The sequence below is a fragment of the Synechococcus sp. HIMB2401 genome (assembly GCF_042883245.1).
GTDB lineage: Bacteria > Cyanobacteriota > Cyanobacteriia > PCC-6307 > Cyanobiaceae > Parasynechococcus.
Genome location: NZ_JBDJKK010000002.1, coordinates 25,283 through 38,250 on the forward strand (window position 1 = coordinate 25,283; position 12,968 = coordinate 38,250).

Annotated in this window: 16 protein-coding genes; 6 read left to right on the forward strand and 10 right to left on the reverse strand. The window is 63.2% G+C overall.

The genetic code is table 11. From position 1 onward, the window contains the following. The first annotated feature begins 40 nt into the window (after positions 1 to 40). The 3 genes from AAXE93_RS05055 to AAXE93_RS05065 are packed head-to-tail and all read left to right on the forward strand — an operon-like array spanning position 41 to position 2,628. Positions 41 to 442 (forward strand): lipopolysaccharide assembly protein LapA domain-containing protein, encoded by a 402-nt coding sequence (locus tag AAXE93_RS05055; RefSeq protein WP_115131240.1) that lies wholly within the window; start codon positions 41 to 43, stop codon positions 440 to 442. Between the two features lie 58 nt (positions 443 to 500). Beyond that, the gene (locus tag AAXE93_RS05060; RefSeq protein WP_390128755.1) at positions 501 to 1,403 is read left to right on the forward strand and encodes a segregation/condensation protein A; all 903 of its coding nucleotides are present in this window, start codon (positions 501 to 503) and stop codon (positions 1,401 to 1,403) included. A gap of 46 nt (positions 1,404 to 1,449) precedes the next feature. Further along, positions 1,450 to 2,628, forward strand: coding sequence for a sugar phosphate nucleotidyltransferase (locus tag AAXE93_RS05065; protein ID WP_390128758.1), 1,179 nt, complete (start codon positions 1,450 to 1,452; stop codon positions 2,626 to 2,628). Here the strand turns inward: AAXE93_RS05065 and AAXE93_RS05070 are convergent. Beyond that, complete coding sequence (locus AAXE93_RS05070) at positions 2,609 to 3,514, reverse strand: methylenetetrahydrofolate reductase (protein ID WP_390128760.1); 906 nt, start codon at positions 3,512 to 3,514, stop codon at positions 2,609 to 2,611. The two genes, AAXE93_RS05065 and AAXE93_RS05070, sit on opposite strands and share 20 nt — an antisense overlap. Before the next feature lie 67 nt (positions 3,515 to 3,581). On the opposite strand from AAXE93_RS05070, the gene AAXE93_RS05075 reads away from it, so the two are divergent. Next, entirely contained in the window at positions 3,582 to 3,860 is a 279-nt protein-coding gene (locus AAXE93_RS05075) for a helix-turn-helix transcriptional regulator (RefSeq protein ID WP_011365335.1), read from the forward strand. A gap of 208 nt (positions 3,861 to 4,068) precedes the next feature. Here AAXE93_RS05075 and AAXE93_RS05080 read toward each other — a convergent pair whose 3' ends face one another. The 9 genes from AAXE93_RS05080 to AAXE93_RS05120 are packed head-to-tail and all read right to left on the reverse strand — an operon-like array spanning position 4,069 to position 11,612. Further along, positions 4,069 to 4,575: a CYTH domain-containing protein gene (locus AAXE93_RS05080; RefSeq protein WP_390128763.1), complete on the reverse strand. Its 507-nt coding sequence runs from the start codon at positions 4,573 to 4,575 to the stop codon at positions 4,069 to 4,071. A gap of 3 nt (positions 4,576 to 4,578) precedes the next feature. Continuing rightward, positions 4,579 to 5,529: an NAD(+) kinase gene (locus AAXE93_RS05085; RefSeq protein ID WP_390128765.1), complete on the reverse strand. Its 951-nt coding sequence runs from the start codon at positions 5,527 to 5,529 to the stop codon at positions 4,579 to 4,581. An 18-nt stretch (positions 5,530 to 5,547) separates the two neighbouring features. Next, entirely contained in the window at positions 5,548 to 5,877 is a 330-nt protein-coding gene (gene nuoK, locus AAXE93_RS05090) for an NADH-quinone oxidoreductase subunit NuoK (protein WP_038552705.1), read from the reverse strand. Next, on the reverse strand, positions 5,877 to 6,476 hold the full coding sequence (locus AAXE93_RS05095; RefSeq protein WP_038552703.1) for an NADH-quinone oxidoreductase subunit J: 600 nt from the start codon (positions 6,474 to 6,476) through the stop codon (positions 5,877 to 5,879). The genes nuoK and AAXE93_RS05095 overlap by 1 nt, the downstream gene beginning before the upstream one ends. After that, complete coding sequence (ndhI, locus tag AAXE93_RS05100) at positions 6,473 to 7,120, reverse strand: NAD(P)H-quinone oxidoreductase subunit I (protein ID WP_115009924.1); 648 nt, start codon at positions 7,118 to 7,120, stop codon at positions 6,473 to 6,475. The genes AAXE93_RS05095 and ndhI overlap by 4 nt, the downstream gene beginning before the upstream one ends. A gap of 59 nt (positions 7,121 to 7,179) precedes the next feature. Beyond that, positions 7,180 to 8,298 carry an NADH-quinone oxidoreductase subunit NuoH gene (gene nuoH, locus AAXE93_RS05105; RefSeq protein ID WP_170950528.1) on the reverse strand — a complete coding sequence of 373 codons (1,119 nt, stop codon included), beginning with the start codon at positions 8,296 to 8,298 and terminating at the stop codon, positions 7,180 to 7,182. A 27-nt stretch (positions 8,299 to 8,325) separates the two neighbouring features. Next, on the reverse strand, positions 8,326 to 9,516 hold the full coding sequence (locus tag AAXE93_RS05110) for a citrate synthase (protein ID WP_006850123.1): 1,191 nt from the start codon (positions 9,514 to 9,516) through the stop codon (positions 8,326 to 8,328). A 13-nt stretch (positions 9,517 to 9,529) separates the two neighbouring features. Then, positions 9,530 to 10,018: a phosphohistidine phosphatase SixA gene (gene sixA, locus AAXE93_RS05115; RefSeq protein ID WP_390128770.1), complete on the reverse strand. Its 489-nt coding sequence runs from the start codon at positions 10,016 to 10,018 to the stop codon at positions 9,530 to 9,532. Next, positions 9,996 to 11,612: a DUF3352 domain-containing protein gene (locus tag AAXE93_RS05120; protein WP_390128772.1), complete on the reverse strand. Its 1,617-nt coding sequence runs from the start codon at positions 11,610 to 11,612 to the stop codon at positions 9,996 to 9,998. The genes sixA and AAXE93_RS05120 overlap by 23 nt, the downstream gene beginning before the upstream one ends. Positions 11,613 to 11,629: 17 nt before the next feature. On the opposite strand from AAXE93_RS05120, the gene AAXE93_RS05125 reads away from it, so the two are divergent. Both AAXE93_RS05125 and hrcA read left to right on the forward strand, forming a co-directional pair. Then, entirely contained in the window at positions 11,630 to 11,986 is a 357-nt protein-coding gene (locus AAXE93_RS05125; RefSeq protein WP_114987584.1) for a rhodanese-like domain-containing protein, read from the forward strand. Continuing rightward, positions 11,986 to 12,960 carry a heat-inducible transcriptional repressor HrcA gene (hrcA, locus tag AAXE93_RS05130; protein ID WP_390128775.1) on the forward strand — a complete coding sequence of 325 codons (975 nt, stop codon included), beginning with the start codon at positions 11,986 to 11,988 and terminating at the stop codon, positions 12,958 to 12,960. The genes AAXE93_RS05125 and hrcA overlap by 1 nt, the downstream gene beginning before the upstream one ends. Positions 12,961 to 12,968 lie beyond the last annotated feature (8 nt).

The following is a 12,968-nucleotide window of genomic DNA, read 5'->3' on the forward strand; positions in this document are numbered from 1 at the left end:
ACCCAACCGTCCGTAAGTTCCAGGGGAACGCTCCCCTGCCATGCGTCAGATCAACTTCGGCCTGATCTTCAGCTTCGGCCTGATCACGGTGTTCTTCACCCTCGCGAACACCAACCCCACGACGGTTCATGTGTTGCCGGGTGTCGAGTACACCCTGCCTTTGGCGGGTCTGCTGCTGCTGGCAGCGGGGTTGGGAGCCGTGTCGGCCTGGTTCTTCGCGGCCTGGACCGGCATGCTCAACAACGTTGAACAGTTCAGCAAAGCGAACGAATACGAAGCCCAGCAGGTGCGGATCCAAGAACTGGAGACCGACCTCAGCCGCTACCGCTCCACCGTTGAAACCCAGCTGGGCCTCCTCCCCGCAACCACCGTCAGCGCGACCAGTGCCGAGAGCGACGACAACGACCAGGCGGAGGTCACCGATGCCAGCAGCGCGGCCTGAGGCAGCACTGGCAACACCGGTTGAGGACCGATACCTTGCCGGGAAAGGGTGAATTGACTTGCTCCAGGTGGCCCCCAACGACGGCGCTGATGCAGGAGCACGCCTTGCGATTCGACTGCTGCAGGACGCAGCGGAGCGGGGCGATCTCGATCCCTGGGATGTGGATGTGATTGCCGTCATCGACGGCTTTCTGGATCAACTTCGGCAACGCATCGAGATTCCCGGGCAGGTGGCGGCCGCCCTGGCCGGACGGGGTGGCAGTTACGAGCGGGATCTGGCTGACAGCAGCGAAGCCTTCCTGGCCGCCTCCGTGCTGGTGGGACTCAAAGCGGAGATGCTCGAAACCAGCATGTTGCCGCCGCCGCCCGAAGTCGAAGATCACTTCGATGCCGACTTCGATGAGCAAGGTTGGCTGGATCCGGCCTTTGATCTGCCCCGACGGCCGGAACGTCATCTGCAGCGGCGGCCCGTGGCGCCACCGCCATTGCGTCGCCCCGTCACCCTAGGGGAGCTGATCGAGCAACTGGAAACAATTGCCGAGCAGCTGGAATCAGACGAACTCGAGGCACGCCGCCGCAAACGGCAGAAGCGCTACAGCAACCGTGAAGCCATCGCCCAGGTGGCCGGACTGGCCCACCGCGAAAAGCTGCCGGAAACAACCGCAGCACTGGGGGTGTTTCTGAACGGTTGGGAGACCGCCCTGGACTGGGTGGGCTTCGATCAACTGGTGGATCAGTGGGAGGTGGCCGCCGCAGCGGACCTGGACCGTGACCGGGTCGGGGTCTTCTGGGCCCTGCTGTTTCTCTCCTCCCAGGGCCGGGTTGAGCTGGAGCAGGAGGGTTGGCTCCACGGACCGCTGCGACTGAAATTCATCCCCGCGAGTGGCACTGCAACGCAACTGCCGATCCGCAGCCTTCAGGTGCCAGATCCGTCGCCGACCCGGACGGTCGTGGCGGCCTAAGACCGGGTCTATGGTCACTACCTTGTATTGACCCGACCAAACGCCAATGAAGGCGATGATTCTGGCGGCTGGCAAGGGGACGCGGGTCCAACCGATCACCCACGTGATCCCCAAGCCAATGATTCCGATCCTGCAGAAGCCGGTGATGGAATTTCTGCTGGAACTGCTCAAGGAGCACGGTTTCACCGAAGTGATGGTGAACGTCTCCCACCTGGCCGAAGAGATTGAAAATTACTTCCGGGATGGCCAGCGTTTCGGGGTTGAAATTGCCTACAGCTTTGAAGGACGGATTGAAGACGGCGAACTTATCGGCAGTGCGCTGGGGTCTGCAGGCGGGCTCAAAAAAATCCAGGATTTCCAGCACTTCTTTGACGACACCTTCGTGGTGCTCTGCGGCGATGCGCTGATCGACCTTGATCTCAGCGAAGCGGTACGCCTGCACAAAGAGAAGGGTGCGATCGCCAGCCTCGTCACCAAACGGGTCCCCAAGGATCAGGTGAGCAGCTACGGCGTTGTGGTCACCGATGACCAGAACAGAATTTCAAGCTTCCAGGAAAAGCCCAGCATCGACGAAGCCCTCAGCGACACGATCAACACCGGCATCTACATCTTTGAGCCGGAGATCTTTGAACACATCCCTTCGGGACAGTCCTTTGACATCGGCTCAGATCTGTTCCCGAAACTGGCCGAGCTCGGTGCACCCTTCTATGCCATCCCGATGGATTTCGAGTGGGTGGATATCGGCAAGGTTCCGGACTACTGGCAAGCCATCCGCAGTGTGTTGATGGGTGACGTCCGTCAGGTGGGCATCCCCGGCAAGGAGGTGCGTCCCGGGGTTTACACCGGTCTGAATGTGGCCGCCAACTGGGACAAGATCAACGTCACCGGCCCGGTCTACGTGGGCGGCATGACCAAGATCGAAGATGGCGCAACGATCATTGGGCCCACCATGATCGGCCCCAGCTGCCACATCTGTGAGGGAGCCACGGTCGACAACTCGATCATCTTCGACTACTCACGCATCGGCCCCGGCGTGCAGCTGCTCGAGAAGCTGGTGTTCGGCCGCTACTGCGTGGGCAAGGACGGTGATCACTTCGATCTGCAGGAGGCCTCGCTCGACTGGCTGATCACCGATGCCCGTCGTCAGGACCTGGTGGAGCCTTCCCCGCAGCAGAAAGCCATGGCGGAGCTGCTCGGCACCGACCTCACCCAGGCAGCGAGCTGAGTCCGGCGCGATCCAGGATCAACGGGATACGCTCCTCAGCTTTGATCGCCATCAGGTGAACGCCACGAACGATGCCGAGATAACGCTTTACCTGTTCAGCGGCGATGGCCACACCCTCCATGGCGGGATTCTCGGCGCACTCCAACCGATGGATCAGCGCATCAGGGATGCAGGCTCCTGGCACAACGCGGTTGATGAACCGGGCATTCTTGGCTGACTTCAGCAGGAAAACGCCAGCGAGCACGGGCAGACCCAGGGGGCCGGCCAGTTCTTGCTGGAAGCGCTCGAGCGCTTCAGGGTCCATCACCATCTGGGTTTGAACGAAGCGGGCTCCCGCCGCCTGCTTGCGCTGCAACCGGCGCTGGAGACCGCTCCAGCTCCTCGATTGTGGGTCGGCGGCACACCCGGCAAACAGCGTGGTCGCCCCATCGGGCAGGGTGCCCTGCACGGGATCCACGCCCCGATTGAGGGAATCCACCTGCTGCAGGAGCTTCACCGACTCGAACTCATTCACCGGCCGGGCATCCGCCTGATCGCCCGCCCGCACCGGATCGCCAGTGAGACACAACAGGTTTCGGATCCCCAAGGCATGGGCCCCGAGCAGATCGGCCTGAAGGGCGATGCGGTTGCGGTCCCGGCAGGCCATCTGCAACACCGGCTCCAAGCCAGCCTCAAGCAGCAACTTGCAGGCGGCCAGGCTGCTCATCCGCATCACAGCCCGACTGCCATCGGTCACATTCACGGCATGGACAAGGCCTTGCAGCGATGCGGCCATGGCCAGCATGTGCGAGGGGTCGGCTCCGCGGGGAGGCATGACCTCGGCCGTGAGCACCTGATCCCCGGCCTCAATTGCGCGCTGCAGCGCCGTGCTCAAATCTCGTTCCATTTCACCGGCCCACTATGCAGGATCAGACCGGTCGTCCGGACTAGCATGATCCCAACGGTGGTCGCCCATGTCCTCCCTCGACGGTACCGATCCTCTGGAGATCTCCCTCTCTGCCAGGGAGATCGAGATCATCGAGCTCGTGGCTGAAGGACTGACCAATCAGGAAATCGCTGACCGTCTCACGATCAGCAAACGAACGGTGGACAACCATGTGAGCAACGTGTTCACCAAGACCGGCTCGAAGAACCGGGTGGCACTGCTCAATTGGGCCATGGACAACGGCAAGATCTGCCGGGACGGCTTCAACTGTTGCGTCCTTCCAGAACACGATCCCCCCTCAGCCTGATCGTGGAGCTGACAGGCTCCGGCAAGCTTTGAAGGGAGGTTGGGCCCACAGGGATCTGAAAAAGCGTGGCGTATTCCAGACAGGCCTCCACGCTGGAGCCTGCGAAGCGAAGCATTCCAGTTGTGTCATACAGACCCACCACTGGAAGGAGCCACCAATCAGAACTCCTCAAAGCTAAAGGAAATCTGAAGACAAATCCAGTCCGGCCTTAGGGCCAGCCAAAACGTCGACGCTGCGCCTCAGGCCAGGACTGAACCGGATGCTGGGCCAGCACCGCATTGCTCCAGCGGGCTTCCCCGGTGATCTCCTCGCCACACCAGGGAGGAATCAGCAGATCCGCCTGGGCCGATGCGAGCTCCACCTCCGCCAGCACCAAGGGGGCGTTCTCGCCCTGGAAACAATCCACCACCCAGTCACCACCAGGGCAATCCAAGGCGTAGCGGACTTTGTCCAGACGGTGCGGCGCCAGATCCCAGAGGGCTTCAGCGTCCGCCACGGGAATCGGATATTCGAACTCATGGCGCACCAGGCCAACGGCATCAGCCGCCGCCTTTAGGGTGAGCCAGGCCTGATCCGATCCGCGCAGACGCATCCGCACCGTCACACCGTCGGCACTGGCGGCCAGATAGCCCTGACGCAGCTGCTGTGCGGGGCCAGCACTGCTGCGCCAGGCATCCGACCGCACCAGAAAGCGCCGTTCAATCTCGAGGGCCATGGCTCAATTCTGCGAGGGCTGAGACGCGTGCAGGCTTCCCGCCCAATGCAGCTTGTGGGAGAGGGTTCGGTAATACGACGGGCTTTGATTGAGCAACACCATCAGGGCATGGTGGCGCGCCTGCTGAACAACACAGCACTCACCAGGCTCCAGCACCATGCAGCCCACACCGTCCTTCCACAGCTTGATGCGGTGATCCCCAGCCCCCAGGGGCCAGATCGCCAACCTGGCCCGAGGCGGCACCACCAGCGTTCGGCTGGAGAGGCTCATCGGGCAGATCGGAGCAACGATGATTGCATCGATGCCGGGGTGAAGGATCGGTCCCCCTGCCGCCAGGGCGTACCCGGTGGACCCCGTGGGCGTGGAGAGGATCAGGCCATCACCACGCACCTGGTCGATCACTTCCCCATCGATCTCGAGCTCCAGGGTGCAGGTGGGCGAAATTTCATCGCGGTAGGCCCGCAGGTAAAAGTCGTTGAAGGCCCAGTGGTGCTCTTCATCGTCTTCGAGATCCGGCTGCTGCAAAGGACCCGGCGAAGCCGCTCGATCTTCAGCGGAGCGTCGATCCACCATCGCCTGAAGCATCATGCGACGTTCGATCGCGAACTGATCGTCCTGAAGGCGTTGCCAGATCTGATCGCCACGCAACACACGCCGGTCATGGGTCAGAAAGCCCAGATGGCCTCCCACATTGATGCTGAGGATCGGGATGTCATGCACCGCCAGGTGGCGGGCAGCCCCCAGGACCGTGCCATCTCCCCCCAGCACCAGCGCCAGGTCGGGCAACGACTCCTCAACAGCCAGCAGGCCTGGGAAAGGATTCACCCGCGGCCCCGACATCGCCGTGACCACGTGGGAGCCGAGAGCTTTCAGCTCCTTGGCACATTGGCGGGCTTCACGCTGGGCAGGCTGGCTGTCGGCCCGATAGATCACCCAGACCCGATCGAGACGCATGACCCAGGTGTGCGGGGGTTACCAGCGCAGCAGGTTGAACTGCTCCATGTCGACGGTAACGCGATTGCGATAAAGCGACAGCAGGATCGCGAGACCGACAGCGGCCTCAGCGGCGGCCACCGTGATCACGAACACAGCGAAGACCTGGCCGCGAATCAGATCACCATCCACGAAGGAGGAGAAGGCCATCAGGTTGATGTTCACGGCATTGAGCATCAGCTCAATGCTCATCAGCACGCGCACCGCATTGCGGCTGTTGATCAGACCCCAGACGCCGATGCAGAAGAGCATCGCGGCCACCAGGAGGTAGGCCTGCAGGGAGGGAAGCGTGGCAAGGAAATCGCTCATCAGTCCGCTCGATTCATCAGCAGGGGAGTACGGGCCTTTTCAATCAGGCCTTGATCGGCCACCTCACCGGTGACCACATCGGTGGCCAGAACATCACGACGGGCCAAGACGATGGCGCCGATCATGGCCATCAGCAGCAGCACCGATGCCACCTCGAAGGGCAAGAGGTAATCGGTGAACAGGTGTTCACCGATGCGGGCCGTGGCTTCCTCACCCACGGCGGCAGGACCAGGCAGCGACCAGGGGGTGGTAACCACAACACGAACCAGCAACGCCAGCAGACCGGCGCAAACGCCGGCGGACACCACACGGCGCGTGGTGAGGTTGGCGATGGCCTTGAGATCTTCCCGCTTGTTGACGAGCATGATCGCGAACAGGATCAACACATTGATCGCGCCCACGTACACCAGGATCTGGGCCATGGCCACGAAACTGGCGTTCAGCAGCAGGTAAAGCCCTGCAACGGCAGTGAACACCCCGCCCAGCAGGAAGGCGGAATAGACGATGTTGCTGAGCAGCACCACACCCAGGGCGCCGATCACCACAACGGCGGACAGCACCAGAAAACAGATCAGCTCGGTGGTTGTCGCGATGGTCATGCGTCGCCCTCCTTGGCCTCACTGGAGGATTGTCCCTCATTCTTGGCAGAGGACTTGGCAGGAGGGGTGAGGGTCTCCAACACCTGAGACGGCAGCTGACCAGCCCGGGGACGATCTGCGGCAACACCATGGGGATCCATCTCGCCCGCCGGCAGATAGGCGAGTTCCCTGAGGGGAACAACTGAGGGGTCGGTGGTGACGCTGGTGGGAAGGCGCCCGAGGGCCACGTTGTCGTAGTTGAGGCTGTGGCGATCAAAAGCCGCCAGCTCGTACTCCTCCGTCATCGAGAGGCAGTTGGTGGGGCAGTACTCAACGCAATTTCCGCAGAAAATGCAGACGCCGAAGTCGATGGAGTAGTTGCGCAGCTCCTTCTTCTTCGTGGCCTTGTTCATCACCCAATCGACCACCGGAAGATTGATCGGGCAGACCCGCACGCACACCTCACAGGCGATGCACTTGTCGAACTCGTAGTGAATCCGGCCCCGATAACGCTCGGAAGGAATGAGCTTCTCGTAGGGGTACTGCACCGTGACCGGACGGCGCTGCATGTGGTCGAAGGTGACCGAAAAGCCTTGGGCCAGATTCCGGGCTGCATCGACTGCATCCCGGGTGTAATCACCGACCTGTTTGAGGAAGCCGAACATGGTCTGAAGGGGAGAGAACGAAGCGGAACCGGGAGCGAAGAAATCCTAGGTAGGAAAACCTAGCCGCCGAATGCAACGGGGAATGCGAGCTTGAGGGCTGCTGTCACCAGAAGGTTCACCAGGGACAGGGGCAGCAGGAACTTCCAGCCGAGATCGAGCAGCTGGTCAATGCGCACGCGGGGGGTGGTCCAGCGCAGCAAGATCGCCACGAACACCAGCAGATAGGCCTTGAGCACCGTCATCACGATGCCAACGGTGCCCGTGATCACCTGCACCACGGGGGCATCGATGGGCTGGTTCAACCAGCCGGCCAGCCACTCCACAGGAATCGGAAAGCCCCAACCACCGAGATACAGAACGCTGACCAGGACGGCCGAGAGCACCAGGTTGATGTAACCCGCCAGGTAGAAGAGAGCGAACTTCATGCCCGCGTACTCGGTCTGATAGCCGGCGACCAGCTCTTCCTCAGCTTCGGGAAGGTCGAAGGGCAGCCGCTCACACTCGGCCAGGGCACAGATCCAAAAAATCAGGAAGCCCACCGGCTGGCGCCAGATGTTCCAGCTCAAGATGCCGGCACCGGTCTGCTGACCCACGATGTCGACCGTGCTCAACGAGTTGGTCATCATCACGATGGCCAGCACAGCCAGAGCCAGAGGAATTTCGTAGCTGATCGATTGAGCCGCGGCCCGCAGCCCACCGAGCAGCGAGTACTTGTTGTTGGATGCATAGCCGCTCATCAGCAAGCCGATCGGCTGGATGCTGCTGAAGGCGATCCATAGGAAAATCCCCACGCCCACATTGCTGATCAGCAGGTTCTGGCCGAAAGGAATGATCAGCCAGGAAATGATCACCGGCACAACCACCAGCACCGGGCCGAGGGTGAACAGCAGGCTGTCGGCCCGCGCCGGGATGATGTCTTCCTTGACGAGCAGCTTGAGGCCGTCGGCCAAGGGCTGAAGCACGCCCAGGGCACCGGCGTACTCCGGACCGATTCGCTGCTGGACAGCGGCGGAAATCTTGCGTTCCAGCCACACCGAAACCAGCACACCCACCACTGCAGCCACCAGAACCAGCAGCATCGGCAGCGGCAGCCAAAGCAGCCTCGCCACCTCCGGGGAGAAGCCAAACCCTTGCAGGGCCTGGCTAAAGCTCAATTCCAGGTCCAGTCCCGGACTCACCATGGTGTCGACGGAAGTGGATGCAACTTAGGCGGCCGGAGCCGAGACGCGCTCCTCAATGGGCATCCAGGAGCGTGGCTGGGATCCGGAGTAGATCTGCGAAGGCCGGAAAATTCGGTTCGCCCCGAGCTGCTCCCGCCAATGGGCCAGCCAGCCGGCAACCCTGGCGATGGCGAAGACCGGCGTGAACAGATCCCTGGGGATGCCGAGCTTGCGGTACACCAGGCCCGAATAGAAATCGACGTTGGGATAGATGCCTTTGGGGCCGAGACGGGACGCTGCTTCTGCTTCGATCGCCCGGGCCACGTCGTAGAGGTCGTCATGGCCGAAGCTGGCGAACATCTCCTCCACCAGGGCCTGCAGGATCACGGCACGGGGATCCTTGACCTTGTATTCCCGGTGGCCGAAGCCCATGATTTTGCGCTTGGCCGCGATGGCTTCATCCAGGAAAGCGCCAGCGTTCTCGGGACTGCCCACCTGCTCGAGCATGGCGAGGACATCTTCATTGGCGCCGCCGTGAAGTGGGCCCGCCAGGGTGCCCACGGCTGAAGCCACCACGGCGTAGGGGTCGGTGAGGGTGCTGGCGGTGACCCGGGCACTGAAGGTGCTGGCGTTGAGGCTGTGCTCGGCATGGAGCATCAAGCAACGATCAAAGATTCGTGCCGCCAGGGGATCCGGCTCACGTTCGGTGAGCATGTAGAGGAAATTGGCGGAGTAGGCCAGATCATCCCGGGGCTGGATTGGGTCCTGGCCTTTGCGGATCAGCTGAAAAGCGGCCACCATCGTGGGAATCTTGGCGATCAACCGCACCACCGCGTCATAGATGTATTGCGGGTCGTCGATCGCCCGGCGCGAATAGAACAGCCCCAGGGAAGCGGCACTGGACTGCAGCGCGTCCATCGGATGGCCACTGGCCGGGAAGCACTTCATCATGTCCCGCACCCGGAAGCTGACCCGCCGGTGCATCTGCACCGCGTGCTCAAACTCCGCCAGCTGGTCGCGGCTGGGGAGCTCTCCCCAAATCAGCAGGTAAGCCGTTTCCAGAAAACTGCTGTTGGCCGCCAGATCCTGCATCGGATAGCCGCGGTAGGTGAGCAGCCCTTGCTCTCCATCGATGTCGCAGATCGCCGACTGGGTGGCCGGCACGCCATCCAGGCCTGGACGCAGTTCGATCCCGGTCCGCGCATGGCGCAGGTCGCCTGTCTGCTGCTGGGCCACCGCCTGATTGCCTCTAACAGCAACCTAAATCGTCAATCAACAGTGCTGGCCGAAGCAAGGCCTTCAACTGCCACTGGCCCGCGGAACGGCGCAGCTGAATCACGCCGGCTTTCTTCAGCACCAGGGCACCTGGGGCACACCCCAGAAGACCGCAGGCCAGATCGCCAAGATCCGGCTCATGACCGACCAAGCCAAGCCGTTGATCAAAGGCGGTCACCAGCATGTTGAGGTCCCCTCCAGGCTGAAGCCGTTCATCCACCGCGAGTTCAGAAGCGAGCCCCGCCTCCAACGCCAGTTCCGCCGTTTGCAGAGCCCGGCGATAAGGGCTGGACAGCAAGCGATCCAAGCGCAGCCCGCGTTGCACCAGGGCCGCCATCACCTGCTGGGTTCGCTGACGGCCAGTGGCGGTCAGGGGTCGATCCGGATGGTCCTGGCCCGCCTGGCGGGGTTCGGCGATGCCATGCCGCAACAGAACCAGGTCAGCCGAGTTCGAGCCGGGCATGCAAAGGAATCTCGGTACTGCCTTGCTCCTGACGATCAACGTCGACGGCCACCGCAAGGCCGCGGACCTGATCCTGAAGCGGTCGCCCCGCCATCACCTGCAGCAGGGCCCAGGGCCGCCATTGCCCCAACAGCGCACGGGCCGGCTCATCCGCCAGCAGGAGGGCCTGCGCTGGTTGGGCGGAGGCTGTGAGCTCCTGCCACTGGTTCAAGCGGGGCTGGAGGACACGCCCGTTCTGGCGCTGCGACAAAGCCATCAAGGACTCGCCCCACCAGTTCAGCGCAGACGAGCGAACCTGAGCCACGGCCAACTGGGCATCCACCCCAGGCTGGCGTCCCCGCTGGCGCACCAGCCGCGTCCACACGCTCAGCACCTCGCCATCTCCCTCCAGCTCAGAACGGGTCAGACCCTGCTCCTGCAAACGCGCATCCACCGCATCCCTGGTGGGAGTTTGCGGGCGGGTGGCCAGCAGCCAGCCCTCGGGTTGGTCCTGCCAGAGGAGAGGGCCAGCATCGGCCCCCACAACAGCATCGGCCGCCGGCTGGTCCGCCAAGCGCTGCTCCAGCAAGGGAGCGAACCATTGGGCCAGCGGATGGCTTTCGCTGGGATCCAACAAACGGGCCGGACTCTGGAGCTGAGCCAGCCAGCGGGCATGGCCGCCCGCCGACGCCGTCAGATCCGTGAGCCCAGGCCAGGGGTCGGTGCCAAGGGCTTGCCGGAACCCGAGGCGCCCATCCACCGCCAGGGTTGAACCCTCCGGACGCAGTGATGCCACGAGTCCGCTCAGATCGTCCCGTTGGGCCACCAGCTGCGGAAGCTGCAGCCAATGCTCAAGGGCATGGGGAGATGCCGTGAGCAGAGCCACGCCTTCGCCGAGCTCAGCCACCTGACGTTGCAAGCGTTGATCGCCCAGCTGATGCTGATCCGGAAGCTGGGAGACATCGAGGGCCTGCTCCAGCACACCCCGGCCTGAGGCCACCAGCAGCAGATCGTCGTCAATCAAGGCCGTGGCCAGGGGTTGGGGGTCATGCCCCACCAACGCCCCCTGGCCGCTGATCACACCGATGCCGCGGTAACTGCTGATCTGCAGGTCGGTGCCCGCCAGGCTGCGGGTCTGCCAGAACCGTTGCAGAAAGCGCCGGGCTCCGTCGTCATCCCGACTGGTCAAAGCCAACACCCAAGCGGCGTTGGAATTCCCATCGGTGAGGGTGAGACTGACCTCCTCGCCAAGCCAGGGCTCCAGCTCAAGACCGAACTGGAGGCCCGCCAAAGCAAAGACGCCTTCGCGCCACTGCCGGGCGCCATCACGAGCATCGCGGCGTTGGGAGGCAGGGGCAACGGCCTGGGCGTAGGCCGGCAACCGTCCTGGATCGGCCAACCAATGGAGGGACAAGTCAGCATCCCGGGGCACAAACCGGGCCGCCCGAGGCAGATGCAACGGCTGCTCCGCCAACTGCAGGGGGCTCTGGCGGTTCATGGTCCAGAGCAGGCCAGCGGCCAGCAAAATCAGCGACAACAGCACAGCGCCGGCAGCGCTGAGGAAGGGGCGGGCCTTCATGGGCCGGCGGTCTCGGGTCGCCTCATCTTTGTCCATCACCGCAGAATGGCGCCATGGGCCAATCCCAACAACCACAACCAATCCAAGCCTCTGAACTGCAGCAATGGCTGCAAAGCGAGCGACCTTCACCGCAACTGGTGGATGTGCGCGAGGAGGCTGAGCTCGCGATCGCTGCCTTTCCAGGTGCGGTGCTGCACCGCCCCCTGAGCCAATCCAATGCATGGCTTGGAACACTGCAGGCCGACCTCAACCCCGATCAACCCGTCGTGGTGGTCTGCCATGCCGGCGTGCGCAGCTACCACTTCGGCCTGTGGCTGCTGGACCAACCCTGGGGCCTTGAGGTGTGGAACCTTGAGGGAGGCATTGATGCCTGGAGCCTTCAGGTGGATCCCAGCGTTCCCCGCTACTGATGAGCAAGCCCCTGTCCCTTCGGCAAGAACAGGTGCTTCAGGCGACGGTGCACCACTACGTCGACACGATGGAGCCGGTGGGCAGCCGCACCCTGGTGCAACGCTTCGGCATTCCCGCCAGCTCCGCCACCGTTCGCTCCGCCATGGGGGCGCTGGAGCGCCGAGGACTGCTGCATCAACCGCACACCTCCGCCGGACGCGTTCCCAGTCCGATGGGATACCGGCACTACGTGGACGCGTTGCTGCCGGAACCCGGCATCGCCGTTCAACACCTGGAACGGGAGCTCACCGGCCTCAGTCTTCGTTGGGCCGGTTTGGACGACCTGCTGATGCATCTGGCCCGGCGGCTGACGGATTTCACCGGTCTGATGAGCCTGATCACCCAACCGCAGCAAGAGAACCAGCAACTGGAGACGATCCGTCTGGTGCCCAGCGGTGATCGACTGCTGGCGATGCTGGTGGAAGCCAATGGCCGCGCTAGCCACCTCAACCTGCGTCTGCCCCACGGGGCTGAAGCCGAACTCACCGCGATGGAACGCTGGGCGTCGGCCCAGCTCGAGCAGGGCGACCTGAACTGGGACGCACTGCCCAGGCAGCTGCAACGCAGCGGCGCTGTGCTGCGCAACGCCCTTGAGCAGCCCACCCCCGCCAACTCCACACAGGTGGTGGTGCATGGCCTTTCAAGGCTGGTGAGCGAACCGGAATTTGAAAGCACCTCCAGCCTTCGGCCGCTGCTGGAACTGATCGATGACCAACCCGCCACCTTGATCAGCCGCGGTGAATCCGCACGGGTGTGGATCGGCGAGGAACATCCCCAGCCAGCCCTGGAGGCCTGTGCCGTGGTTCAGGCGCCCTACCGCTGCAACGAGGGGCTCGGCCATGTGGCTCTGGTGGGGCCGATGCGGATGGCGTACGCCACGGCACGAGCCGCCGTGCAGCGGGTGGCCCGCCACCTGGAATTGCTGCTGGCCTGAGGATCACT

Excerpts from the sequence above, each read along its gene's own strand:
- AAXE93_RS05055 (WP_115131240.1), top strand. The coding sequence starts at position 41 with ATGCGTCAGATCAACTTCGGCCTGATCTTCAGCTTCGGCCTGATCACG.
- AAXE93_RS05065 (WP_390128758.1), top strand. The coding sequence starts at position 1,450 with ATGAAGGCGATGATTCTGGCGGCTGGCAAGGGGACGCGGGTCCAACCG.
- AAXE93_RS05070 (WP_390128760.1), bottom strand. The coding sequence starts at position 3,514 with ATGGAACGAGATTTGAGCACGGCGCTGCAGCGCGCAATTGAGGCCGGG.
- AAXE93_RS05075 (WP_011365335.1), top strand. The coding sequence starts at position 3,582 with ATGTCCTCCCTCGACGGTACCGATCCTCTGGAGATCTCCCTCTCTGCC.
- AAXE93_RS05080 (WP_390128763.1), bottom strand. The coding sequence starts at position 4,575 with ATGGCCCTCGAGATTGAACGGCGCTTTCTGGTGCGGTCGGATGCCTGG.
- AAXE93_RS05085 (WP_390128765.1), bottom strand. The coding sequence starts at position 5,529 with ATGCGTCTCGATCGGGTCTGGGTGATCTATCGGGCCGACAGCCAGCCT.
- nuoK (WP_038552705.1), bottom strand. The coding sequence starts at position 5,877 with ATGAGCGATTTCCTTGCCACGCTTCCCTCCCTGCAGGCCTACCTCCTG.
- AAXE93_RS05095 (WP_038552703.1), bottom strand. The coding sequence starts at position 6,476 with ATGACCATCGCGACAACCACCGAGCTGATCTGTTTTCTGGTGCTGTCC.
- ndhI (WP_115009924.1), bottom strand. The coding sequence starts at position 7,120 with ATGTTCGGCTTCCTCAAACAGGTCGGTGATTACACCCGGGATGCAGTC.
- sixA (WP_390128770.1), bottom strand. The coding sequence starts at position 10,018 with ATGCCCGGCTCGAACTCGGCTGACCTGGTTCTGTTGCGGCATGGCATC.
- AAXE93_RS05120 (WP_390128772.1), bottom strand. The coding sequence starts at position 11,612 with ATGGACAAAGATGAGGCGACCCGAGACCGCCGGCCCATGAAGGCCCGC.
- AAXE93_RS05125 (WP_114987584.1), top strand. The coding sequence starts at position 11,630 with ATGGGCCAATCCCAACAACCACAACCAATCCAAGCCTCTGAACTGCAG.
- hrcA (WP_390128775.1), top strand. The coding sequence starts at position 11,986 with ATGAGCAAGCCCCTGTCCCTTCGGCAAGAACAGGTGCTTCAGGCGACG.